The 23,583-nt window shown below is 58.0% G+C and carries 26 protein-coding genes; 23 read left to right on the plus strand and 3 right to left on the minus strand.

Going from position 1 to position 23,583, the window contains the following annotated elements:
- Positions 1-783, plus strand: coding sequence for a PhzF family phenazine biosynthesis protein (locus ACCC84_RS18440; RefSeq protein ID WP_004956261.1), 783 nt, complete (start codon positions 1-3; stop codon positions 781-783).
- On the opposite strand, the gene ACCC84_RS18445 is transcribed toward ACCC84_RS18440, so the two are convergent.
- Positions 784-1,764 carry a LacI family DNA-binding transcriptional regulator gene (locus tag ACCC84_RS18445; protein ID WP_039991340.1) on the minus strand — a complete coding sequence of 327 codons (981 nt, stop codon included), beginning with the start codon at positions 1,762-1,764 and terminating at the stop codon, positions 784-786.
- 242 nt (positions 1,765-2,006) lie between these two features.
- Between ACCC84_RS18445 and ACCC84_RS18450 the strand changes: the two genes are divergently transcribed.
- The 9 genes from ACCC84_RS18450 (at position 2,007) to tauD (ending at position 11,033) form a co-directional block, all read left to right on the plus strand.
- Positions 2,007-2,924, plus strand: coding sequence for a GNAT family N-acetyltransferase (locus ACCC84_RS18450; RefSeq protein ID WP_004956255.1), 918 nt, complete (start codon positions 2,007-2,009; stop codon positions 2,922-2,924).
- A gap of 44 nt (positions 2,925-2,968) precedes the next feature.
- Complete coding sequence (locus tag ACCC84_RS18455) at positions 2,969-4,228, plus strand: MFS transporter (RefSeq protein WP_004956253.1); 1,260 nt, start codon at positions 2,969-2,971, stop codon at positions 4,226-4,228.
- The gene (locus ACCC84_RS18460; protein ID WP_371902154.1) at positions 4,221-5,303 is read left to right on the plus strand and encodes a Gfo/Idh/MocA family protein; all 1,083 of its coding nucleotides are present in this window, start codon (positions 4,221-4,223) and stop codon (positions 5,301-5,303) included. Before ACCC84_RS18455 ends, ACCC84_RS18460 begins: the two co-directional genes overlap by 8 nt.
- A complete protein-coding gene (locus ACCC84_RS18465; protein WP_371902155.1) occupies positions 5,300-6,364 on the plus strand; it encodes a sugar phosphate isomerase/epimerase family protein in 1,065 nt (354 codons plus the stop codon). The genes ACCC84_RS18460 and ACCC84_RS18465 overlap by 4 nt, the downstream gene beginning before the upstream one ends.
- Complete coding sequence (locus ACCC84_RS18470) at positions 6,361-7,488, plus strand: Gfo/Idh/MocA family protein (RefSeq protein WP_004956246.1); 1,128 nt, start codon at positions 6,361-6,363, stop codon at positions 7,486-7,488. The genes ACCC84_RS18465 and ACCC84_RS18470 overlap by 4 nt, the downstream gene beginning before the upstream one ends.
- Before the next feature lie 93 nt (positions 7,489-7,581).
- Positions 7,582-8,577: a taurine ABC transporter substrate-binding protein gene (gene tauA / locus ACCC84_RS18475; protein ID WP_004956243.1), complete on the plus strand. Its 996-nt coding sequence runs from the start codon at positions 7,582-7,584 to the stop codon at positions 8,575-8,577.
- A gap of 10 nt (positions 8,578-8,587) precedes the next feature.
- Positions 8,588-9,352, plus strand: a complete 765-nt coding sequence (gene tauB, locus ACCC84_RS18480) for a taurine ABC transporter ATP-binding subunit (RefSeq protein WP_198773719.1) — start codon at positions 8,588-8,590, stop codon at positions 9,350-9,352.
- Complete coding sequence (gene tauC / locus ACCC84_RS18485; RefSeq protein WP_004956238.1) at positions 9,349-10,188, plus strand: taurine ABC transporter permease TauC; 840 nt, start codon at positions 9,349-9,351, stop codon at positions 10,186-10,188. Before tauB ends, tauC begins: the two co-directional genes overlap by 4 nt.
- On the plus strand, positions 10,185-11,033 hold the full coding sequence (tauD, locus tag ACCC84_RS18490; RefSeq protein WP_004956236.1) for a taurine dioxygenase: 849 nt from the start codon (positions 10,185-10,187) through the stop codon (positions 11,031-11,033). The genes tauC and tauD overlap by 4 nt, the downstream gene beginning before the upstream one ends.
- Before the next feature lie 56 nt (positions 11,034-11,089).
- Here the strand turns inward: tauD and ACCC84_RS18495 are convergent, their stop codons facing one another.
- Entirely contained in the window at positions 11,090-13,009 is a 1,920-nt protein-coding gene (locus ACCC84_RS18495) for an ABC transporter ATP-binding protein (protein ID WP_004956234.1), read from the minus strand.
- 129 nt (positions 13,010-13,138) lie between these two features.
- Here ACCC84_RS18495 and kefG point away from each other — a divergent pair, with 129 nt between their 5' ends.
- The 4 genes from kefG to slyD all read left to right on the plus strand — a co-directional run bounded on the left by kefG (position 13,139) and on the right by slyD (position 16,433).
- Positions 13,139-13,690 carry a glutathione-regulated potassium-efflux system ancillary protein KefG gene (kefG, locus tag ACCC84_RS18500; protein WP_039991337.1) on the plus strand — a complete coding sequence of 184 codons (552 nt, stop codon included), beginning with the start codon at positions 13,139-13,141 and terminating at the stop codon, positions 13,688-13,690.
- A gap of 2 nt (positions 13,691-13,692) precedes the next feature.
- Positions 13,693-15,501 (plus strand): glutathione-regulated potassium-efflux system protein KefB, encoded by a 1,809-nt coding sequence (gene kefB, locus ACCC84_RS18505; RefSeq protein WP_004956231.1) that lies wholly within the window; start codon positions 13,693-13,695, stop codon positions 15,499-15,501.
- 10 nt (positions 15,502-15,511) lie between these two features.
- Positions 15,512-15,715, plus strand: a complete 204-nt coding sequence (locus ACCC84_RS18510; RefSeq protein ID WP_039991335.1) for a YheV family putative zinc ribbon protein — start codon at positions 15,512-15,514, stop codon at positions 15,713-15,715.
- 139 nt (positions 15,716-15,854) lie between these two features.
- Entirely contained in the window at positions 15,855-16,433 is a 579-nt protein-coding gene (slyD, locus tag ACCC84_RS18515) for a peptidylprolyl isomerase (protein WP_371902156.1), read from the plus strand.
- 66 nt (positions 16,434-16,499) lie between these two features.
- On the opposite strand, the gene ACCC84_RS18520 is transcribed toward slyD, so the two are convergent.
- Positions 16,500-16,727 (minus strand): protein SlyX, encoded by a 228-nt coding sequence (locus ACCC84_RS18520; RefSeq protein WP_004956223.1) that lies wholly within the window; start codon positions 16,725-16,727, stop codon positions 16,500-16,502.
- A gap of 370 nt (positions 16,728-17,097) precedes the next feature.
- Here ACCC84_RS18520 and fkpA point away from each other — a divergent pair, with 370 nt between their 5' ends.
- The 9 genes from fkpA to ACCC84_RS18565 form a co-directional block, all read left to right on the plus strand.
- Positions 17,098-17,934 (plus strand): FKBP-type peptidyl-prolyl cis-trans isomerase, encoded by an 837-nt coding sequence (gene fkpA / locus ACCC84_RS18525; RefSeq protein WP_004956220.1) that lies wholly within the window; start codon positions 17,098-17,100, stop codon positions 17,932-17,934.
- Between the two features lie 306 nt (positions 17,935-18,240).
- A complete protein-coding gene (locus ACCC84_RS18530; RefSeq protein WP_004956215.1) occupies positions 18,241-18,963 on the plus strand; it encodes a helix-turn-helix transcriptional regulator in 723 nt (240 codons plus the stop codon).
- A gap of 2 nt (positions 18,964-18,965) precedes the next feature.
- Positions 18,966-19,352, plus strand: a complete 387-nt coding sequence (gene tusD, locus ACCC84_RS18535; RefSeq protein WP_039992453.1) for a sulfurtransferase complex subunit TusD — start codon at positions 18,966-18,968, stop codon at positions 19,350-19,352.
- 9 nt (positions 19,353-19,361) lie between these two features.
- Positions 19,362-19,721 carry a sulfurtransferase complex subunit TusC gene (gene tusC / locus ACCC84_RS18540; protein ID WP_004956211.1) on the plus strand — a complete coding sequence of 120 codons (360 nt, stop codon included), beginning with the start codon at positions 19,362-19,364 and terminating at the stop codon, positions 19,719-19,721.
- Between the two features lie 9 nt (positions 19,722-19,730).
- Complete coding sequence (tusB, locus tag ACCC84_RS18545) at positions 19,731-20,018, plus strand: sulfurtransferase complex subunit TusB (protein WP_004956209.1); 288 nt, start codon at positions 19,731-19,733, stop codon at positions 20,016-20,018.
- 144 nt (positions 20,019-20,162) lie between these two features.
- Positions 20,163-20,537, plus strand: a complete 375-nt coding sequence (gene rpsL, locus ACCC84_RS18550) for a 30S ribosomal protein S12 (protein WP_004930426.1) — start codon at positions 20,163-20,165, stop codon at positions 20,535-20,537.
- 96 nt (positions 20,538-20,633) lie between these two features.
- Positions 20,634-21,104 carry a 30S ribosomal protein S7 gene (rpsG, locus tag ACCC84_RS18555; protein WP_004956203.1) on the plus strand — a complete coding sequence of 157 codons (471 nt, stop codon included), beginning with the start codon at positions 20,634-20,636 and terminating at the stop codon, positions 21,102-21,104.
- A gap of 94 nt (positions 21,105-21,198) precedes the next feature.
- The gene (gene fusA / locus ACCC84_RS18560) at positions 21,199-23,313 is read left to right on the plus strand and encodes an elongation factor G (RefSeq protein WP_004956200.1); all 2,115 of its coding nucleotides are present in this window, start codon (positions 21,199-21,201) and stop codon (positions 23,311-23,313) included.
- Between the two features lie 70 nt (positions 23,314-23,383).
- On the plus strand, positions 23,384-23,583 hold a 200-nt coding region (locus ACCC84_RS18565; RefSeq protein ID WP_371902157.1), incomplete at its 3' end, for a GTP-binding protein.

The following is a 23,583-nucleotide window of genomic DNA, read 5'->3' on the forward strand; positions in this document are numbered from 1 at the left end:
ATGACCGAAGATTATTTCCACGTTGACGCCTTTGTTGGCCAGGGGTTGCGCGGCAATCCGGCGGGCGTATATGTGTTGAAAGCGCCACCGGACGCCGTGCAAATGCAGGCGATCGCCAATGAATTGAACCTGCCGGAAACCAGCTTTGTGTGGCAGGACGGCGACATGGCCGCCATCCGCTGGTTCACGCCGTACCGCGAAGTGGACTTATGCGGCCATGGCACGCTGGCGGCGGCGCATGTGATGCTCAATGTGCTGAACCCGGGGCTGAACGATGTGCGCCTGCGTTCCGCCAGTGGAGAGCTGTATGTCAAACGCGACGCGGCGGACGGTCAACGCCTGATTCTGGACTTCCCGACACGCGCCCCGCACCCGATCGCCGAGCCGGCAGGCCTGGCCGCGCTGTTGGGCGTGCAGCCGCAGGCGGTGTGGCAGGCCAATGCGCTAATGGTGGTACTGGACAATGAGGCGCAGGTCAGGGCGCTGCAACCGGCGATACCGGCGTTGATCGCGGCGGTGGGTCGTGGGGTGATCGTCACCGCACCGGGTGACGAGGTGGATTTCGTTTCTCGCTACTTTACGCTGGATGGCGGCGAGGATCCGGTGACCGGCTCGGCCCACTGCAGTCTGATGCCGTACTGGAGCGCCAGGCTGGGCCGTAGCGCATTGCATGCCCGGCAGATCTCGCCGCGCGGTGGCGAGCTGTTTTGCCAGTTGCAGGGCGAGCGTACGTTGCTCGGCGGCTATGCCAATATATTCCTGCGCGGATCAATTACCGCCTAATCAGGTGGTGCCGCGCTCCACCAGCCGCCAGTCCAGTACTTCATTGCTGGGCGCCAACTGCGGATCCTTGATTTTTGCCAACAGCAGTTGCACGCTGCGAATGCCGAACTGGTGCATCGGCTGCTCGATGGTCGACAGCGGCGGCGTGGTGATAGCGCCGAACGGCACGCCGTCAAAGCCGATGATCGCCACGTCTTGCGGGATACGCAGTCCGCGCTGATGCAAGGCGCTCATCGCCCCGCCGGCAACCACGTCGGAAATGGCAAATACCGCATCCGGCGGCTGCGCGTCGGCCAGCAGGCGGTTCATCGCCTGCGCACCGGCGGCATACTCCAGCCCGTCAACGTATTCCACCCGATGGTAACTCAGGCCAAAATCCGCCAGCGCCCGCAGATAGCCCTGTTCACGCTGTTGCGAATAGAGATAGCGCATATCGCTGTTAATCAAGGCGATGCGTTGACGCCCCTTGTCCGCCAGCAGCCGTACGCCGGCAAACGCCGCCTGGTGGTTGTCTATGGTCACCGACGAGGCGCGAAACTCCGGATCTCCTTCGCCACACTGTACCCACGGAAAGTCACCGATCATTGCCGTCAGTCCCGGCAGGCAGCTGACGGCATCCATGGTGATCACCCCGTCCACCACTTTCCCGCTCAACAGTTTGAGATAGGCCGATTCGCGCGTCGGGTTGGATTCGGAATTACACAGCAGAATATGGTAGCCGTGGCGTTCGGCTTCTTCCTCGATACCGCGCACTACCAATGAGCAGAACGGGTTGGTAATGTTGGACACCAACACCAGCAGCATGCGGCTGCGCGCGGTGCGTAACTGGCGCGCCAGCAGGTTGGGCTGGTAATCGCATTCGCGGATGGCCGCCAATACCCTATCGCGCGTCGCTGGTTTGACGATCTGCTGGCCGTTCAGCACCCGTGATACCGTCGCCGGCGACACGCCGGCGATTTTCGCCACTTTTTCTATCGACATGAATCGCTGTTCCTTGTGCTGATTTGCCACCGCCAGTATGCGGTAACGTGGCTAAAAAAGCGGGTTTACCGCCAGCATTGTGATGTTGCTTGCAAATTTCACTCGCCATCATCAATCACCAGCTTAATCAGGTTGCCGAAAAAAAGAAATCGATTACATTTTGCTCATGGCTTGAATGAAATCGATTTCATTTGACGATTTCGCAGTATCTTGCCCGGTTCCTGACGGTATCGAGGTGGCCGATGCAAATTCAATTACGCCTGGCGCAGCCCAGCGATCGCCTGGCGATTGCCCAACTGATTCACCATTCAACCAATGCCTGGTACCAGCGGCACGGTATGGCGGCGATTTTCCCGGACATGGCGGAAAGCTGCGGGCTGTTTGTCGATGTGTATCAACAACTGGATGCCGGCCACCACTGGGTTGCGCAGGATCAACGCGGCGTGCTGTGCGGCTCCTGCTTCTTTCATCCGCGCGAAACACACCTTGGACTGGGCATCATGAACGTCCATCCCGACTATTTTGGTCGTGGCATTGCGGCGCAGCTATTGCACAAGGGCGATGAGCTGGCGGGCGGGCTGCCGCAGCGGCTGTTGTCCAGCGCGCTGAATCTGGATTCTTACGCGCTTTATCATCGCGCCGGTTTTGCGCCGTATGCGGTCTATCAGGATATGGCGATCGCGGTGCCGCCACGGGGTCTTGACCTTTCGCCGTCGTCACACGTTCGGGTTCGTCAGGCTCAGCCAGCGGATTTGCCCGCCATCATGCAGCTGGAGCGTCAACTGCTGGGCATCGCCCGGCGACGGGATATCGAATTCTTGCTTGGCGACGGCAGTGGATATTGGCGCACGGCCGTGTGGGAGCAGGACGGCATTATCGGCGGCTACCTGGCATCGGTTGCCCATCCGGCGTCACGCATGCTGGGGCCGGGATGCTGCCAGCGCGAAGAGATGGCGCTGGAGCTGCTGGGCTGGATGCTCGACCGACATCATCGCGGCCATACGGCGGTGGTATTGGTGCCGGCGCAGTCCTCGGCGCTTAGTCGAGCGCTGTTGCGCTGGGGGGGACGGATTTGCGAATTGCATCTGGCGCAGGCGAAGGGCGAGGCACAACGTCCCGGCGGCGTGGTCATGCCGTCCTTTCTGCCTGAAAGCGGATAAACACACAGCAGTTAACCACAACAACACAGAACGATGGGGGAGTTATGCAAACCGACAGCGTGGCCCTGGGGGCCAAAAGTGTCACATTCAAATGGGTGGTGCCGCGGCTGGCGCTGATGATGTTCCTGCAATTCTTCGTCTGGGGCGCGTGGTACGTCACCCTCGGGGTGGTGATGGGCAAGTACGGCATGGCGGCGATCATCGGCGATGCTTATTCCACCGGGCCGATTGCCTCGATTCTGTCGCCGTTCGTTCTGGGCATGGTGGTGGATCGCTTCTTTGCCTCGCAAAAGGTACTGGGGTTGCTGCATCTGGTGGGCGCGGCGTTGCTGTGGTGGATGCCGGGCTTTTTTGCCGATCAGCAAAGCGGTCTGCTGTGGGTCATCTTCGGCTATATGCTGTGTTATATGCCGACCATTGCGCTGAGTAATAACGTGGCGTTTTACAGTCTCAGCAACAGCGAAAAGGCCTTCCCGGTGGTACGGGCGTTCGGTACGCTGGGGTGGATTGTGGCCGGGCTGATCGTCGGCGCCAGCGGTTTGTCTGACAGTACCGGCATTTTCACCCTGGCGGCGGTGGCTTCGCTGGTATTGGCTATCTACAGCTTCACCTTGCCGCATACCCCGGCACCGGAGCGCGGTAAACCGGTGCAGATGCGCGATCTGCTGTGCGCTGACGCTTTCGCGATGCTCAAGCAGCGCCATTTTCTGGTGTTTATCATCTGCGCCACGCTGATCTCGATTCCGCTGGCGGCGTATTACGCCTATGCAGCGCCGTTCGTGGCGGCTACCGGCTTTAGCAACGTCGGCGGTGTGATGTCGCTGGGGCAAATGTCCGAGCTGTTCTTCATGCTGCTGATCCCGCTGCTGTTCGTTCGGTTGGGCATCAAGATGATGCTGTTGATCGGCATGCTGTCATGGTGCCTGCGTTACGTGATGTTTGCGCTTGGCATCACCGAAGAGCTGCGCTGGATGATTTACCTCGGCATTATCCTGCACGGCATGTGTTATGACTTTTTCTTCGTCATCGGTTTTATCTATACCGACAAAGTGGCGGGCGACAAGGTCAAGGGGCAGGCGCAAAGCCTGCTGGTGCTGTTTACCTACGGCCTTGGCATGTTGATCGGCTCGCAGCTCAGCGGCGCATTGTTCAACCGTATGGTGACGGCGCAGGGGGCGGCTGCGTTGCCGCAATGGCAAAGTTTCTGGTGGTATCCGGCGATTGGCGCGTTGGTAATTGCGCTGCTGTTCTTCTTCACCTTCAACTACCGCGAAACGCCAAAAGGAGACAGCAACGATGGCTGATTTGCGCGTATTGGTGGTGGGTTGCGGCAACATGGGGGCGTCGCATGCAGCGGCCTACCAGGCGATGGACGGCGTGACGATATGCGGACTGGTGGCGCGTGGCGATTCGCGCCATGCGCTCAATCGGCAACTGGGCGGCGGCTATGCGCTGTTTGCCGATTTTGCCAGCGCGCTGGCGCAAACCCGGCCGGATGCGGTGTGTCTGACGACCTACCCCGACACCCATGAAGCCTATGCATTGCAGGCGTTGGCGGCCGGTTGCCACCTGTTTATCGAAAAACCGCTGGCCACCAGCGTGGCGGGTGCCGAAAGGGTCATTGCCGCCGCTCGCGCCGCGCGGCGGCAGGTGGTGGTGGGGTACATTCTGCGCCACCACCCGTCATGGCAGCGCTTTGTCACCCTGGCACGCGGCCTGGGCAAACCGTTGGTGATGCGCATGAACCTTAACCAGCAGAGCCATGGCCAGATGTGGAATGTGCATCGCAATCTGATGCAGTCGCTGTCGCCGATCGTCGATTGCGGGGTGCATTACCTTGACGTGATGTGCCAAATGACACAGGCGGAGCCGGTCAGCGTCAGCGCGATCGGCGCCCGGCTGAGCGATGCGCTGCCGGCGGACATGTACAACTACGGTCAGCTGCAGGTGCGCTTTGCCGACGGTTCGGTCGGCTGGTACGAGGCGGGCTGGGGGCCGATGATCAGCGAGACGGCATTCTTTATCAAGGATGTGATCGGCCCGCGTGGCGCGGTATCGATCGTGGCGCGACAGGCCGCAGCCATGGGAGCGTCGGACAATGTCGATGCCCATACCCGCACCGAATCGCTGCGGGTGCATCATGCGACCCTTGACGCCGATAACCGGTTCACCGACGCGGACGAATGGATTGATTGTCGGGACGAGCCCGATCATCTGGCGTTATGCCGCCGCGAACAGCAGTTTTTCCTGCAGGCGATCCGGCAGGGTGGCGATCTCAACGACCATTGGCGCGATGCGATTAACAGCCTGCGGGTGGTACTGGCGGCGGACCAGGCGGTACGCAGTCAGAGCACGGTAATGTTAGGGGGTGAGCAATGAAAACCATTAACGGGCCGGGGGTGTTTCTGGCACAGTTTATCGGTCCGCAGGCGCCGTTCAATTCGCTGGATGGGCTGGCGCAATGGGCGGCGGGGCTGGGGTTTCGCAGCCTGCAACTGCCGACCGGCGATGCGGCGATTTTTGATTTGGCACAGGCGGCGCGCAGCCAGGCCTATTGCGACCAGATACGCGCACGCTTGGCGCAGCATGGGCTGAGCATCAGCGAACTGTCGACCCATCTGCAAGGCCAATTGGTGGCGGTGCATCCGGCCTATGATGCCGCGTTCGAGGGCTTTGCGCCCGAGGCGGTGCGTGGTAATCCGCGTGCGCGCCAGGCGTGGGCCTGCGATCAGCTGATGCTGGCGGCGCAGGCTTCGCAACGCTTGGGCCTGAGTGCGCACGTGACGTTTTCCGGTGCGCTGGCCTGGCCCTACTTTTATCCATGGCCGCCGCATAATGCGTTGTTGCTGGAGGAGGCGTTCGGCCAACTGGCGCAGCGCTGGCGTCCAATCCTCGATGCGTTTGACCAGGTCGGCGTCGACGTTTGCTACGAACTGCATCCGGGGGAGGATCTGCACGACGGCGTGACCTTTGAGCGTTTTCTGCGCTTGGTCGGCAACCATCCGCGCTGCCATATTCTTTACGATCCGAGTCATCTGCATTTGCAGCAGATGGATTACCTTGGTTTTATCGATCGCTACCACCACCGCATTCGCGCCTTCCACGTCAAGGACGCCGAGTTCCGGCCGAGCGCGCGTAGCGGCGTTTACGGCGGTTATCAGCCGTGGCTGGAGCGGCCGGGGCGTTTCCGCTCGCTGGGGGACGGCCAGATTGATTTCGCTGCCATTTTCAGCAAACTGGCGCAGTACGATTTCCCCGGTACCGCGACGCTGGAGTGGGAATGCTGCCTGAAGGCGCCGGAGGTGGGCGCACGCGAAGGGGCGGCATTTATTGCCCGGCATATCATACCGGTGGCTGAACGGGCGTTCGACGATTTCGCCGCCGGCAGCAGCGATCGCGCTGCGGTAAGGACCATGCTCGGACTGGAGGGCAAGGAATGAGGTTACGTTTGGGTATGGTCGGCGGCGGCGAAGGGGCTTTCATTGGCGCAGTGCATCGTTTGGCGGCACGCATGGATGACGAATTTATCCTGGTGGCCGGCGCGTTTTCCTCGGACTGGGACAATTGTCGGCGCACCGGAGCGTCGCTACAGCTGGATGCGCAGCGCTGCTATGGTGATTTCCAGCAGATGGCGCAGCAGGAAGCGGCGCGCGAGGACGGCATTCAGGTGGTGGCGATCGTGACGCCAAACCACCTGCACGCGCCGGCGGCGACGGCGTTTCTCACCGCCGGCATCGATGTGATCTGCGATAAGCCGTTGTGCACCTCGTACCAGGATGCGCTGCAACTGGCTGAAACCGTGCGTCGCAGCGGCCGACAGCTGATCTTGACCCATAATTACAGCGCCTACCCGCTGATCCGCGAAGCGCGCAGTCGGGTGCTGGCCGGGGAACTGGGGGAGCTGCGCTTCGTCGAGGTAGAATATTTGCAGGAATGGCTGGCGCAGCCGCTGGAACAAAGCGGTAACAAACAGGCGGGCTGGCGTGCCGAGCCGGAAAAGGCGGGGGCGGGCTGCATTGGCGACGTTGGTACTCACGCCTGGCAACTGGCGCAGTTCGTTTGCGGTCAACTGCCCGTCACCATCAGCGCCGAGCTGAGCAGCATTATTCCCGGCCGTCGGCTGGATGATGACGTGCGGGTGCAGATGCGTTATGCCAACGGCGCACGCGGCCGTTTGTGGGCCAGCCAGGTGGCCTGTGGCCATGAGAACGGCTTGCGGTTGCGGATTTACGGCAGCGCAGGCAGCCTGGAATTCAATCAGGAAAACCCCAATCAGCTGTGGATGCGTCCCCATTCGGCACCGGCGTATTGTTTGACCCGTGGTGCAGCCTCTCAATATGCGGAAAACCGCGCGTTGGCACGGGTGCCGGCTGGTCACCCGGAAGGGTATCTGGAAGGGTTTGGCCAGATTTATCGTGAGGCGGCGCAGCGTTTGCGCCATGGGCCTGGTGCCGCGCCGCTGTTGCCGGGAATTGAAAGCGGATTGCAAGGCATGGCGTTTATCGAAACCGCCCGACGCAGCCATGACGCCGGCGGCCAATGGACGACGCTTATAGTTCCATAAGTAATAAAGAATATTTTTTTATTCCTTCAATGCCCGCTGACGCTCGGATAAAACTACAGATAACTGAATAGCAGTTTATCAACGGAGCGGATCATGGCGGGCACACTCTTTTCTTTACGCGGCGCAGCGCTGCTGATGCTATCGCTGGCGGCGGCCAGTGCGCAGGCGGTGGACGTAACCGTGGCGTATCAAACCTCGGCGGAGCCTGCCAAGGTCGCGCAGGCGGAAAACAGCTTTGCCAAACGCTCTGGCGCCCAGGTCGACTGGCGCAAGTTCGACAGCGGCTCCAGCGTGTTGCGTGCCCTGGCGTCTGGCGACGTGCAGATGGGTAATATCGGCTCCAGCCCGTTAGCGGTTGCCGCTAGCCAGAAACTGCCGATTGAAGTATTCCTGATCGCCTCGCAACTGGGAAATTCTGAAGCGCTGGTGGTCAAGAATGACATCCAGTCGCCAAAAGATCTGATTGGCAAGCGTATTGCGGTGCCGTTTATTTCCACCACTCATTACAGCCTGCTGGCTGCGCTCAGGCATTGGGACATCAAGCCCGAACAGGTGAAGATCCTCAATCTGCAACCGCCGGCGATCGCTGCCGCCTGGCAGCGTGGCGACATTGACGGCGCTTACGTCTGGGCACCGGTAGTCAGCGAGCTGGCCAAGCAGGGCAGGGTACTGGCCGATTCTGAGCAAGTGGGGCAATGGGGATCGCCAACGCTGGACGTGTGGGTGGTGCGCAAGGATTTTGCCGAACAGCATCCCGAGGTGGTCACCGCCTTTGCCGCCAGCGCACTCAGCGCGCAGCAGGCCTATCTGGCCGCGCCGGATGCCTGGCTGCAAGACCAGAACAATCTCAATACCCTGTCTCGCCTGAGCGGCGTGCCGGTAGCGCAGATCCCGCCACTGGTGAAGGGTAATCGCTATCTGCCGGTGGCCGAACAAATCAGCCAGCTTGGTCAGCCGGTGGAAAAGGCGATCCATGATACCGCGCTCTTCCTCAAGCAGCAGGGCAAAATCCCGCAGGTCGACAACGATTACAGCGCCTATGTGACCGACCGTTTCGTCAAGCAGGTGCAGGCTGCGCCGCAGCCTTAAGGAGGTCGGCATGTTAAACGTCAGTGGTCTTTCAGCCGAATATCAGGGACGCCCCGCGCTGCGCGATGTGTCATTCCAGATTGCCAGTGGGGAACTGGTGGTGGTGCTCGGGCCGTCAGGTTGCGGCAAGACCACGCTGTTGAACCTGATTGCCGGATTTATCGCGCCTTCAGCGGGCAGCATCACGCTTGATGAAAAACCGGTTAACGGCCCGGGTGCCGAGCGGGGCGTGGTATTCCAGCATGAAGGCTTGCTGCCGTGGCGCAACGTGGTAGATAACGTCGAGTTTGGCTTGCAACTGGCCGGCGTCGGCAAAGCGTCGCGCCGCGCGGTGGCGCAGCAGATGCTGCAACGCGTCGGACTGGCCGGCTATGAGCAGCATTTTATCTGGCAACTGTCTGGCGGCATGCGCCAACGGGTGGGGATTGCTCGTGCACTGGCGGCCGACCCGCGGCTGTTACTGTTGGATGAGCCGTTTGGCGCGCTGGATGCTTTTACCCGTGAGCAGATGCAGGAGCTGTTGCTGACCATTTGGCGCGATACCGGTAAGCAGGTGCTGCTGATTACCCATGACATCGAAGAGGCGGTATTCCTGGCCAGCGAGCTGTTGCTGCTATCGCCGGGGCCTGGCCAGGTGGTTGAACGGCTGTCGCTGGATTTTGGTCGTCGCTACGCCGCCGGTGAAGCCTGTCGCGCCATCAAGTCCGACCCGGAATTTATCGCCCGGCGCGAATACGTGCTCGGCAAGGTCTTTGAACGCGAGGCGCTGTCATGAGTCTGCATTCCATTTTGAAATCCAGCGTCGGGCAGACAGCGCGCGCGCCGGCCCGCCGTCTCACGCTGCCGCGCAACCTCTGGCTGAGTGCGGCCACCTTACTGGTAACCTTGGCGGTCTGGTGGGGGATCACCGCGCTGGGATTGATCAGCCCGCTGTTTCTGCCGTCACCACAGCAGGTGCTGCATCAATTGCTGACTATCGCCAGTCCGCAAGGGTTTATGGACGCCACGTTATGGCAGCATCTGGCGGCCAGTCTGGGGCGTATTCTGCTGGCGCTGCTGGCGGCGGTGATGATCGGCGTTCCGGTTGGTATCGCCATGGGGTTGAATGACACGGTGCGCGGTATTCTCGACCCGCTGATAGAAATTTATCGTCCGGTACCGCCGTTAGCCTACCTGCCGCTGATGGTGATCTGGTTCGGCATCGGGGAAACATCAAAAATCCTGTTGATTTACCTGGCAATCTTTGCGCCGGTGACGTTGTCTACCGTGGCCGGGGTGCGCAGCGTGGCACAGGTTCGATTGCGTGCTGCCCGTGCCTTGGGGGCCAATCGTTGGCAAGTGCTGCGTTTCGTGGTGCTGCCGAATGCGTTGCCGGAAATTCTGACCGGTATTCGCATCGGACTCGGCGTGGGGTGGTCTACGCTGGTGGCCGCCGAATTGATCGCCGCCACGCGCGGGCTGGGTTTTATGGTGCAATCTGCCGGTGAGTTTCTGGCGACCGATGTGGTGATCGCCGGCATCAGCGTGATTGCGATTATTGCATTTGGGCTGGAGCTGGGGCTACGCGCCTTGCAGCGCCGATTAACCCCGTGGCATGGAGTACAACAATGAACGAACGTTTGGTGATTACCCCGTTGGGGCCGCATATCGGTGCTTTGGTGGAAAACGTCACGTTGGCGCGACCGCTTGGCGATGGCCAGTTCGAGCAGCTTTATCACGCGTTGCTGAAGCATCAGGTGCTGTTCTTCCGCAATCAGCCGATCACGCCGCTGCAACAGCGTGATTTGGCCGGGCGCTTTGGCGATCTGCACATTCATCCCGTCTATCCGCACGCCAGTGACGTGGAGGAGATCATCGTACTGGATACCGATGACAACAATCCGCCGGACAATGACAACTGGCATACCGACGTGACGTTTATCGACAATCCCCCGCTGGGGGCGATTCTGGCCGCCAAACGCCTGCCGAGCACCGGCGGTGATACGCTATGGGCCAGCGGTATTGCCGCCTTTGACGCGTTGTCGACGCCGTTCAAACAGTTGTTGAGCGGGTTGCGGGCCGAGCATGACTTCACCAAATCCTTTCCGGAGTACAAGCATCGTGGCAGTGAAGAACAGCACCAGCGCTGGCGACAGGCGGTGCAGAACAATCCGCCGTTGCTGCACCCGGTGGTGCGTACCCATCCGGTCAGCGGCAAGCAGGCGCTGTTCGTCAACGAAGGGTTTACCACGCGCATCGTTGACTTGTCACCAAAGGAAAGCGACGCGTTACTCGGCTTTTTGTTTGCCCATATTACCAAACCGGAGTTCCAGGTGCGTTGGCGCTGGCAGGAAAACGACATCGCCATTTGGGATAATCGCGTGACGCAGCACTATGCCAACGCCGACTATCTGCCGCAGCGGCGCATTATGCACCGCGCGACGGTACTGGGCGATAAGCCGTTTTATAAAGGGTAGCACCGCCTGTGTAGGCTGCGGCGCGGTTGCTGGCGCATGCGTCGCAACCGCCACCGTCAACTCTCTGATTCAAACGCCTGGGTCAGCTGTTCCAACTGCTCCTGGGCATCCAGCCAGGTCAGTTCCGTTGCTTCCAACGCGCTTTTGGCCTGGCTTTGCTGTTGCAGGCATTCGGTCAGTTCGGCCTTGCGGCTGATGTCGTACAGCGTGGAGTCCGCCAGCTTTTCCTCTGTCGCGGCCAGTTCGGCTGCCAGCTTGTCCATCTGCTGTTCCAGTTTGGCGATTTGTTTGCGCAGCGGTTGAGTCTGGCTGCGGAACTCGGCTTCGCGACGCTTTTGATCTTTACGCGCTTGCGCGCTGTTGCCGCTGTCCTGTTTCGGTGCCGCGTCCTGCTGCGCCTGCTGTTTTTGTAAGTCGCTCAGCCACTGCTGGTAATCGTCCAGATCGCCTTCGAACGGTTCGACCTGGCCGTCATGCACCAGATACAGATCGTCGGTGGTGGAGCGTAGCAGGTGTCGGTCGTGCGACACCACCACCAACGCACCCTCGAAATCGATTAGCGCTTCGGTCAGCGCCTGGCGCATGTCCAGATCCAGGTGGTTGGTCGGTTCATCAAGCAGCAGCAGGTTAGGACGCTGCCAGACGATCAGCGCCAGCACCAGGCGTGCTTTTTCACCGCCCGAGAAGCGTTCGGTTTGTTCGGTGACCTTATCGCCCTGGAAGCCGAAGCCACCCAGATAGTCACGCAGTTGTTGTTCCAGCACTCGTGGCGCGATGCGGCTCAGGTGCTGCAATGGCGATTCGTCGGCGCGTAAAAACTCCAACTGATGCTGTGCGAAATAACCGAGCTTGATGCCCTTTGCCAGACCGATTTCACCGCTCAGCGGATCCAGCGTACCGGCCAGCAGTTTGATCAGCGTTGATTTGCCGGCGCCGTTGCGCCCCAGCAGGCCGATGCGTGAGCCGGGCACCAGATTCAGCTTGATGGATTGCAAAATGATGTTATCGCCATAGCCGGCGCTGACCTTTTCCATACGCAGCAGCGGGTTCGGCAGGCTTTCCGGCTCGCGGAAGCTGAAGCTGAACGGGTTATCGACGTGCGCCGGGGCGATCAGCTCCATCCGTTCCAGCATCTTGATGCGGCTTTGCGCCTGTTTGGCCTTGGACGCCTTGGCTTTAAAGCGATCGATAAAGCTCTGCAGATGCGCCACCTTCTCCTGCTGATGCTGATACATCGACTGCTGCTGCGCCAACTTGGTCGAACGCTGGCGTTCGAACGAGGAGTAATTGCCGGTGTATTCGTTGATGGTTTGCTGTTCGATATGCAGGATCTTGTCAACGATCGGGTCAAGGAAGTCTCGGTCATGCGAGATCAGCACCAGCGTACCCGCGTAGCCTTTCAGCCAGCGTTCCAGCCAGATCACCGCGTCCAGATCCAGGTGGTTGGTGGGTTCGTCGAGCAGCAGCAGGTCGGAACGGCAGAGCAGCGCCTGTGCCAGGTTGAGACGCATCCGCCAGCCGCCGGAAAAGGCGCGCACCGGCTTTTGCAGCTGTTCATTGGAAAAGCCCAGTCCATGCAACAGGCTGGAGGCGCGGGCGCGCACCGTCCAGGCGTCGATGGCGTCCAGCTTGCCGTGCAGCGTGGCGATGGCGTTGCCGTCATTGCGATCGTTGGCCTGTTGCAGCTCGGCTTCGAGCTGGCGGAACTCGCGATCGCCATCGATGACATACTCCAGTGCCGGCACGTCGAGCGCCGGCGTTTCCTGGTTGACCCAGGCCAGCGCCCAGTTGCTCGGAAAGCTGTAACTGCCGCCGTCTGCGGCGATTTCGCCCTTCAGCAGCGCCAGCAGCGTAGACTTGCCGCAGCCGTTTTTGCCCACCAGGCCGACCTTTTGACCTGGATTAACCGTCGCCGTGGCGTTGTCCAGCAAGACACGGGTACCGCGTCGAATTTGTAGCGAGGAGAATACAATCATAAAGCGCCGTTTGTTCAGAGTATGTTAAATTATCTTTAATGTAACAGACCGCAGTACGCGTGCTGTTTTAAACTTTGCGCTGCATGGTAACGGAAAACCGCTACCCTGACGACGCTTTGGAGGGGAATGATGTCGCAGCCGCCCAAGGTTTTGCTGCTGTATGCCCATCCGGAATCTCATGACTCGGTCGCCAACCGGGTTTTGCTCAAGCCGGCACAGCAGATGGACCACGTCACCGTGCACGATTTATACGCGCACTATCCTGATTTTTTTATTGATATTCACCATGAGCAACAGTTGCTGCGCGAGCATCAGATCATCGTCTTCCAACATCCTTTATATACCTACAGCTGCCCGGCGCTGCTGAAAGAGTGGCTCGACCGCGTGCTGTCGCGTGGTTTTGCCAGCGGCGTTGGCGGCAATGCGCTGGCGGGCAAGTATTGGCGTTCGGTGATCACCACCGGCGAACCGGAAGGCGCGTACCGTACCGGCGGTTACAACCGTTATCCGATGGAAGACATTCTGCGTCCGTTTGAGCTGACCGCCGGCATGTGTCATATGCATTGGCTGTCGCCGATTATCGTTTACTGGGCGCGCCGCCAAAAGCCGGAGGTGCTGGCCGGTCACGCCGACGCCTATGGCGACTGGCTGCAAAACCCGCTGCCGCAACGAGGGCGATAAACATGGAAAGTTCAACCTTACTGACCGCCGTACTGCTGTTCCTGTTCTCCGCCGTGGTGACGGTACCGATCGCTCGGCGTCTGGGGATCGGTGCGGTGCTGGGGTACCTGTTCGCCGGCATCGCCATCGGCCCCTGGGGGCTGGGGTTTATCCGCGACGTAGAGGAAATTCTGCACTTTTCCGAACTGGGCGTAGTGTTTTTGATGTTTATCATTGGCCTGGAGCTGAACCCCTCCAAGCTATGGGAACTGCGCCGCTCGATCTTCGGCGTCGGTGCCGGTCAGGTGGTGCTCACCGCGGCGGTGCTGGGCGTGCTGCTGTATCTGACCCAGTTTGCCTGGCAGGCGGCGGTGATTGGCGGCATTGGGCTGGCGATGTCATCCACCGCCATGGCGCTGCAACTGATGCGCGAAAAGGGCATGAACCGCAACGAAGGGGGCCAGCTCGGCTTCTCGGTGTTGCTGTTTCAGGATATGGCGGTGATCCCGGCATTGGCGCTGATCCCGATTTTGGCCGGCGGCGCCGGCACCAGCGACGACTGGGCGGAGATTGGCTATAAGGTAGCGGCATTCGGCGGCATGCTGGTTGGCGGCCGTTTCCTGTTGCGGCCGCTGTTCCGCTATATCGCCGCGTCCGGCGTGCGTGAAATCTTTACCGCCGCCGCGTTATTGGTGGTGCTGGGGGCGGCGCTGTTTATGGATGCGCTTGGGCTGTCGATGGCGTTGGGCACCTTTATCGCCGGCGTATTGCTGGCGGAAAGCGAGTATCGTCACGAGCTGGAAATCGCCATCGAACCGTTCAAGGGGCTGCTGCTGGGGCTGTTCTTTATCTCGGTGGGCATGGCGCTGAATATCGGCGTGTTGTATACCCATCTGGCGGAAGTGCTGATCGGCGTGCTGCTGCTGGTGACCATCAAGTCCGGCGTGTTGTATACGCTGGCGCGCATTTTCGGCCTGCGGCGCTCGGTGCGCCTGCAGTTCGCTGGCGTGCTGAGTCAGGGCGGCGAATTCGCCTTCGTGCTGTTTTCGGCGGCGGCGTCGCAAAAACTGTTGAAAAGCGACCAACTGGCCTTGTTATTGGTTATCGTGACGCTGTCGATGATGACCACGCCGCTGCTGATGCAGATCATCGATCGCATGCTGGCGCGCCGCTATAACGCCAAAGACGAAGACGAGGAAACACCGTACGTCGAAGATGACGATCCGCAGGTGATCATCGTCGGTTTTGGCCGCTTCGGCCAGGTGATTGGCCGTCTGCTGATGGCCAACAAAATGCGTATCACGGTGCTGGAACGCGACGTCAGTGCGGTCGGCGTGTTGCGCCGCTATGGCTACAAGGTGTATTACGGTGATGCCACCGAGCTGGAACTGCTGCGCGCCGCCGGTGCCGAAAAAGCCAAGTCGATCGTCATCACCTGTAACGAGCCGGAAGATACCCTGGCGATCGTTCACCTGTGCCAGCAGCATTTTCCCAATCTGGCCATTTTGGCGCGGGCGCGGGGCAGGGTGGAGGCGCACGAGCTGTTGCAGGCCGGGGTACAGTATTTCAGCCGCGAGACGTTCTCCAGCGCGCTGGAACTGGGGCGCAAGGCGCTGATGACGCTTGGTATGCATCCGCATCAGGCGTTTCGCGCTCAGCAGCACTTCCGCCGGCTGGATATGCGTATGCTGCGTGAGCTGATGCCGCCGCATCAGGGCGACGTGGCGCAAATCTCACGCGTCAAAGAGGCGCGGCGCGAGCTGGAAGAGCTGTTCCATCGCGAAATGCAAAAAGAGAGTCGCCAGTTTGACGGCTGGGATGAATATGAATAGGAGCAAGAGCATGTCTGCAACACGTAAGCGGTTTATCGCCGGGGCGGTCTGCCCGAGCTGTAGCGCGATGGATACGCTGGCCGTTTGGCGCGAAGATCGGGTTGAAGTGGTGGAGTGCGTCAAGTGCGGTCATCACCAGCGCCAGACCGAACAACAGGTGGAAAAGCACGTGCGTCCGCAGGAGCAGGTCATCGGGATTTTCCACCCGGAGTAGCGTTATTTGCCGCGATTTTTTATGCTGAAGGGTACAGCGATGCAGATTTCCGTTACAATCTGCACGGTATAGGTTGTGTCCGTACGGTACTAAGGTGCCACAAGGGGGCAGCTTAAAGTATCCAACGGTAGGAGATATCATGAAAGTAGCAAAAGACTCGGTGGTCAGCCTGGCTTACCAAGTACGTACAGAAGATGGTGTTTTGGTTGATGAGTCTCCGGTGAGTGCACCGCTGGACTATCTGCACGGGCATGGCTCTCTGATCGCAGGTCTGGAAAAAGCGCTTGAAGGCCACGCGGTGGGCGATCGTTTCGACGTTCACGTTGGCGCTAACGACGCATACGGCAACTATGACGAAAACCTGGTTCAGCGCGTACCAAAAGATGTATTCATGGGCGTTGACGAACTGCAGGTTGGCATGCGTTTCCTGGCTGACACCGATCAGGGGCCGGTACCGGTAGAAATCACCGAAGTGGACGGTGACCACGTGGTGGTTGACGGTAACCACATGCTGGCTGGTCAGAACCTCAACTTCAATGTCGAAGTCGTGGCCATTCGTGAAGCAACCGCTGAAGAACTGGCTCATGGCCACGTTCACGGTGAGCACGATCATCATCACGAACACGGTGACGGCTGCTGCGGCGGTCACGATCATGACCATGCTCACGATCATGGCAAGAAAGGCGGTTGCGGCAACGGTGGTTGCGGTTGCCACTAAGCGCAGTCTACTGCCAGAAAAAGGTCGCCTCGGCGGCCTTTTTTATTGGCGCAGCGCGTTGGCCGGTCAATAGTGCGGTGGCGGCGTCTCTTCCGATTGCGAGGCGATCATCGAGGTTTGCGTGGCACGCAGTTTGTCGGTCAACATATGCAGGTGTTCCCGCAGTTTTAATAATTCAAGCTGATGTTGGACAACTGTTTGATTCAGTTCTTCAATTGTCAATTCCTGGAACGCCTGACGGCTTTCCAGTTCCTCCAGCCGCTGTAGCAGGCCCTGATTGTCGACGTTGTGCATAATACTACCTCTGACACTGTTAAATCCCGATTGCTGGCGTTATGGTAACAGGTGGCGCGGGCTTTGCGCTGTGCTATTTGGACGCATTCAGCCTAGGGTATAGCCGAAAAGTTCGGAACCCGGTGTAAAAGTCGGTAAAAAAGCGCGCAAGGGGCGGCTTTTTTACGTCAATATGGCGTCATTGGCACAGAAAAGTCTGATTTATCATGCGGGTAATAAATCAGAGGAAACTTCTCTCGGGATACGGAGTCACACTTTGACTCGATTGGTTACCTGTGCGACTGTTTTGTTTTGTTTCAGCCAGCTATAGTAGCCCGGTTATCTTACCTAATGATTGTTTGGGGCACCGCTTCAGACACTGGAGAAATGGATGAAATCTTTGTTTAAAGTCACGCTTCTGGCAACCACCATGGCTTTTGCTCTGAATACGACTCAGGTTATGGCCGCCGATGCAGCGAAACCGGCCGAGGCCGCCAAAGCGGCTGATGCAGCGGCAGCGCCAAGCACCGGCAAGTTCAAGAACGATGACGAACAAGCGGCTTACGCACTGGGTGCGTCTTTGGGCCGTTACATGGACAACTCGCTGAAAGAGCAAGAAAAACTGGGCATCAAACTGGACAAGGATCAGCTGATCGCCGGTGTTCAGGACGCTTTTGCCAACAAGAGCAAGCTGAACGATGCCGATATCGAAAAGACCCTGCAGGGCTTTGAAGCACGCGTGAAGTCTTCCGCTCAGGCGAAGATGGAGCAGGATGCCAAAGACAACGAAGCGAAAGGCGCCAAATATCGTGATACCTTCGCCAAAGAAAAAGGCGTGAAGAAAACCGAATCAGGTCTGCTGTACCAGGTAGAAAAACCAGGTGCCGGTGAAGCGCCGAAGGACAGCGACACCGTGGTGGTGAACTACAAGGGTACCCTGACCGACGGCACCGAGTTTGACAACTCCTACACGCGCGGCGAACCGCTGTCGTTCCGTCTGGACGGCGTGATCCCGGGCTGGACCGAAGGCCTGAAACACATCAAGAAGGGCGGCAAGATCAAGCTGGTTATCCCACCGGCGCTGGCCTACGGTAAAACCGGCGTTCCTGGCATCCCGGCCAACTCGACCCTGGTGTTTGACGTTGAGCTGCTGGACGTGAAAGCGGCGCCAAAAGCCGATGCCAAAGCTGAAAAGCCAGCGGAAGCCGCAGGCAGCAAAGCAAAATAAGCCTTGCCGATGCATCACCGCCGCGTTTATCGCGGCGGTTTTTATTTCAGCTCCGTCAGCCTGATCTGCAACGCAACTTTTCTCCCCTCTCCTTACGGATTACTTGACGCCTGCCGGGCATCGGCTTAACGTCAATACCACGCGTAAATGCCAGGGCTTGGTTTTGGCCATATCGCCAAACCTGGGTTCTGACTAATGAGTCATACGCCTGCCCCTTAGGGCGTGTATCTAAAACCGTTCCCGGCCGCCAAGAGCCGTTTTAGCTGCGCCCCCTGGCACAGGCGATCTATGAGGGTGGTATCTTCGATGTCTAATTCGCTTTTATCCAGCGAAGCCAGCGAACTCGATTTGCTGAATGAACGTCCGTTTAGCCAAACGGACCATGAAATCCTGAAGTCTTATGAAGCCGTGGTCGACGGACTGGCGATGCTGATCGGCGGTCACTGCGAAATCGTACTGCACTCGCTGGAGGATCTGAAATGCTCCGCGGTGCGGATTGCCAACGGTGAACATACCGGGCGTCAGATAGGCTCGCCGATTACCGATCTGGCACTGCGTATGCTGCACGATATGGCCGGCGACGACAGCAGCGTGTCCAGAGCGTACTTTACCCGTGCCAAAAGCGGCGTGCTGATGAAGTCGGTGACCATCGCCATTCGTAATCGTGAACAGCGGGTCATCGGGTTGTTGTGCATCAATATGAACCTGGATGTGCCGTTCTCACAGATCATGCAAACCTTTATGCCGCCGGAAACGCAGGAAGTGCCTTCTTCGGTTAACTTCGCCTCGTCCGTTGACGATTTGGTGGCGCAAACGCTGGAATTCACCATTGAAGAGGTGAATGCCGACCGTAACGTATCCAACAACGCCAAAAATCGTCAGGTGGTGCTGAACCTGTATGAAAAGGGGATTTTCGATATCAAGGACGCCATCAATCAGGTGGCTGAGCGGCTGAATATCTCCAAACACACCGTCTATCTGTATATTCGCCAGTTCAAAAGCGGCGATCTGCTGGGAAGCGAACGTTGAGCCTGAGTTATTGCCTGGTGGTCACCGGCCCGGCGTATGGCACGCAACAGGCCAGCAGCGCGTATCTGTTCGCTCAGTCGTTATTGGCGGCGGGGCATCAACTGACCAGCGTGTTCTTTTATCGCGAAGGTGTGCTGAATGCCAATCAGCTGACATCGCCGGCCAGCGACGAGTTCGATCTGGTGCGTGCGTGGGCTGCGCTGGCGCAGCAGCACGCTATTGCGCTGAACGTCTGCGTGGCGGCTGCGCTGCGCCGAGGCGTTACTGACCAACAGGAAGCGCAGCAGCAAGGGTTGCCGGCCGCCAACCTGCAGCCGGGATTCACTCTCAGCGGGCTGGGTGCGCTGGCGGAAGCGACACTGAGCTGCGACCGCACCGTGCAGTTTTAAGAGATCATCATGAAAAGAGTCGCGTTTGTTTTCACCCAGGGGCCACACGGCAGTGCCGCCGGTCGCGAAGGACTGGATGCCCTATTGGCGACCTCCGCGCTGAGCGAGGAGCTGGGCGTGTTCTTTGTCGGCGACGGGGTGCTGCAACTGCTGCCCGGCCAACAGCCGGAAAAGATCCTTGCGCGAAATTATATTGCCACCTTCGGTGTATTGCCCCTGTACGATGTCGATCGCTGCTATCTGTGCGCCGCGTCACTGCAACAGCGCGGCTTTACGCAGATCGATGGCGGCGTGCTGGACGCCGAGGTGTTGGCGCCGGACGTGCTGCGCCAGCGGCTCGCCGACTACGATGTGGTACTGACATTTTAGGAATTAGCCATGCTGTTTACCCTGAGCCGCTCCCCGCTACAATGCGATCTGCCTGCACTGCTGCGCCTGGCTGCCCCGGGCGACGCGCTGCTGCTGCTGCAGGACGGCGTGCTGGCCGCGCTGGCCGGCAGTGCGCCGCTTGATTTACTGCTGAACGCCCCCATATCCCTGTATGCGCTGGAAGATGACCTGAGCGCTCGCGGTCTGTCTGGTTATATTTCACACAGCATCACCGTCATCGGCTATAATCAATTCGTTGAATTAACCGAAAAACACCATAGCCAAATGGCGTGGTGATAATGCTGATGTTGTATATTTCTTGACACCTTAATCACTCAGCCATAAAATTCTGCGTCCTCGTATTTTGCCAGTAGTGCATGCGGGGGGATTTATCACATGTTTACGAAGCAAGAAACGAAGCACAAACCAGGAGCTTTTTGAATGGCAACGATTAACCAGCTGGTACGCAAACCACGCTCTGTGAAGGCTGCTAAAAGCAACGTTCCAGCGCTGGAAGCCTGCCCGCAAAAACGTGGTGTATGTACCCGCGTATATACCACCACCCCGAAAAAACCAAACTCCGCACTGCGTAAAGTATGCCGTGTGCGTTTGACTAACGGTTTCGAAGTGACTTCCTACATCGGTGGTGAAGGTCACAACCTGCAGGAACACTCCGTGATCCTGATCCGCGGCGGTCGTGTAAAAGACCTGCCAGGTGTGCGTTACCACACCGTTCGCGGCGCACTTGACTGCTCCGGTGTTAAAGACCGTAAGCAAGCTCGTTCCAAGTACGGCGTGAAGAAGCCAAAGGCTTAATGGTTCTCCGTTAAGTAAGGCCAAACATTTTCACTTTAATGTCAAAATAAACTCGTAGAGTTTTGGACAATCCTGAATTAACAACGGAGTATTTCCATGCCACGTCGTCGCGTCATTGGTCAACGTAAAATTTTGCCGGATCCTAAGTTCGGATCCGAGCTGCTGGCCAAATTTGTAAATATCCTGATGGTAGATGGTAAAAAATCTACTGCTGAAGCAATCGTCTATACCGCGCTGGAGACCCTGGCTCAGCGTTCTGGTAAAGATCACCTGGAAGCTTTCGAAGTAGCTCTGGACAACGTGCGCCCGACTGTCGAAGTCAAGTCTCGCCGCGTTGGTGGTTCTACTTATCAGGTACCAGTTGAAGTTCGTCCGGTTCGTCGTAATGCCCTGGCAATGCGCTGGATCGTTGATGCTGCTCGTAAACGCGGTGATAAATCCATGGCTCTGCGCCTGGCGAACGAGCTGTCTGACGCAGCAGAGAACAAAGGTTCTGCTGTTAAGAAGCGTGAAGACGTTCACCGTATGGCCGAAGCCAACAAGGCGTTCGCCCACTACCGCTGGTAATTGCCACGCAGTAGTTATGCTAACCAAGCGGGCGCTTCAAGAAGCCAGCCCGCTTGGGTTAACTGAATGAACGCCCTAGGAATAGAGGAATCAAATGGCTCGTACAACACCCATTGAGCGCTACCGTAATATCGGTATCAGCGCACACATCGACGCCGGTAAAACCACCACTACCGAACGTATTCTGTTCTACACCGGTGTAAACCACAAAATCGGTGAAGTTCATGACGGCGCAGCTACCATGGACTGGATGGAGCAGGAGCAGGAGCGTGGTATTACCATTACCTCCGCTGCAACTACTGCATTCTGGTCAGGTATGGCCAAGCAGTATGAACCGCATCGCGTAAACATCATCGACACCCCAGGGCACGTTGACTTCACCATCGAAGTTGAACGTTCCATGCGTGTGCTTGATGGCGCGGTAATGGTTTACTGTGCTGTTGGTGGTGTTCAGCCACAGTCTGAAACCGTATGGCGTCAGGCTAACAAATACAAAGTTCCACGCATCGCGTTCGTTAACAAAATGGACCGCATGGGCGCGAACTTCCTGAAAGTTGTAGGCCAGATCAAATCTCGCCTGGGTGCAAACCCGGTTCCTCTGCAGCTGGCTATCGGCGCAGAAGAGAAATTCACCGGTGTTGTTGACCTGGTGAAGATGAAAGCCATCAACTGGAACGAAGCCGATGCAGGCGTGACCTTCGAATACGAAGATATCCCGGCTGACATGCAGGAACTGGCTGAAGAATGGCACCAGAATCTGGTTGAATCTGCTGCCGAAGCTTCAGAAGAGCTGATGGAAAAATACCTGGGCGGCGAAGAGCTGACCGAGGCAGAAATCAAGCAAGCTCTGCGTCAGCGCGTGCTGAACAACGAAATCATTCTGGTTACCTGTGGTTCTGCGTTCAAGAACAAAGGCGTACAGGCGATGCTGGATGCGGTAATCGATTACCTGCCAGCGCCAACAGACGTACCGGCAATCAACGGTATGCTGGACGACGGTAAAGATACTCCAGCCGAGCGTCACGCAGACGATAGCGAGCCGTTCGCTGCACTGGCGTTCAAAATCGCTACTGACCCGTTCGTCGGTAACCTGACCTTCTTCCGCGTGTATTCTGGTGTGGTTAACTCCGGTGATACCGTATACAACCCGGTGAAGTCGGCTCGTGAGCGTTTTGGCCGTATCGTTCAGATGCACGCTAACAAACGTGAAGAGATCAAAGAAGTTCGCGCGGGCGACATTGCTGCGGCAATCGGCCTGAAAGACGTGACTACAGGTGACACCATCTGTGATCCGGACAACGTGATCATTCTGGAGCGTATGGAATTCCCTGAACCGGTAATTTCCATCGCCGTTGAACCGAAAACCAAAGCTGACCAGGAAAAAATGGGTCTGGCTCTGGGCCGTCTGGCTAAAGAAGACCCGTCATTCCGCGTATGGACTGATGAAGAATCTAACCAGACCATCATCGCTGGTATGGGTGAACTGCACCTCGACATCATCGTTGACCGTATGAAGCGTGAATTCAACGTTGAAGCGAACGTCGGTAAACCTCAGGTTGCTTACCGCGAAGCGATTCGCTCCAAGGTTACCGATATCGAAGGTAAACACGCCAAGCAGTCTGGTGGTCGTGGTCAGTATGGTCACGTTGTGATCGACATGTACCCACTGGAGCCGGGCTCGAATCCGAAAGGCTACGAGTTCGTCAACGACATTAAAGGCGGTGTGATTCCAACTGAATACATCCCTGCCGTTGACAAAGGTCTCCAGGAGCAGCTGAAAGCAGGTCCGCTGGCTGGCTATCCGGTTGTTGATCTCGGTGTGCGTCTGCACTTCGGTTCTTACCATGACGTTGACTCCTCCGAATTGGCGTTTAAACTGGCAGCTTCTATCGCCTTCAAAGATGGCTTTAAGAAAGCGAAACCCGTTCTGCTTGAGCCTATCATGAAGGTTGAAGTTGAAACGCCAGAAGAGAACACTGGTGACGTTATCGGTGACCTTAGCCGTCGTCGTGGTCAACTGAAAGGTCAAGAATCCAACGCTACCGGCGTTCAGATTCACGCTGAAGTTCCGTTGTCTGAAATGTTCGGGTACGCAACTCAATTGCGTTCTCTGACCAAAGGTCGTGCTTCTTACTCCATGGAGTTCCTGAAGTATGATGATGCGCCGAACAACGTTGCTCAGGCCGTAATCGAAGCCCGTGGTAAATAAGCCCAGGTTTTAAAACAATGATCCCATGCTCTCTCCTTGAGGGGAGAGCATAAGAGTAAGGAATATAGCCGTGTCTAAAGAAAAATTTGAACGTAACAAACCGCACGTTAACGTTGGTACTATCGGCCACGTTGACCACGGTAAAACTACCCTGACTGCAGCAATCACTACCGTTCTGGCTAAAACCTACGGCGGTTCTGCACGTGCTTTCGATCAGATCGATAACGCGCCAGAAGAAAAAGCTCGTGGTATCACCATCAACACCTCTCA

The sequence above is a fragment of the Serratia odorifera genome (genome assembly GCF_041448735.1).
In the GTDB taxonomy this organism is placed as follows: Bacteria; Pseudomonadota; Gammaproteobacteria; order Enterobacterales; family Enterobacteriaceae; genus Serratia_F; species Serratia_F odorifera.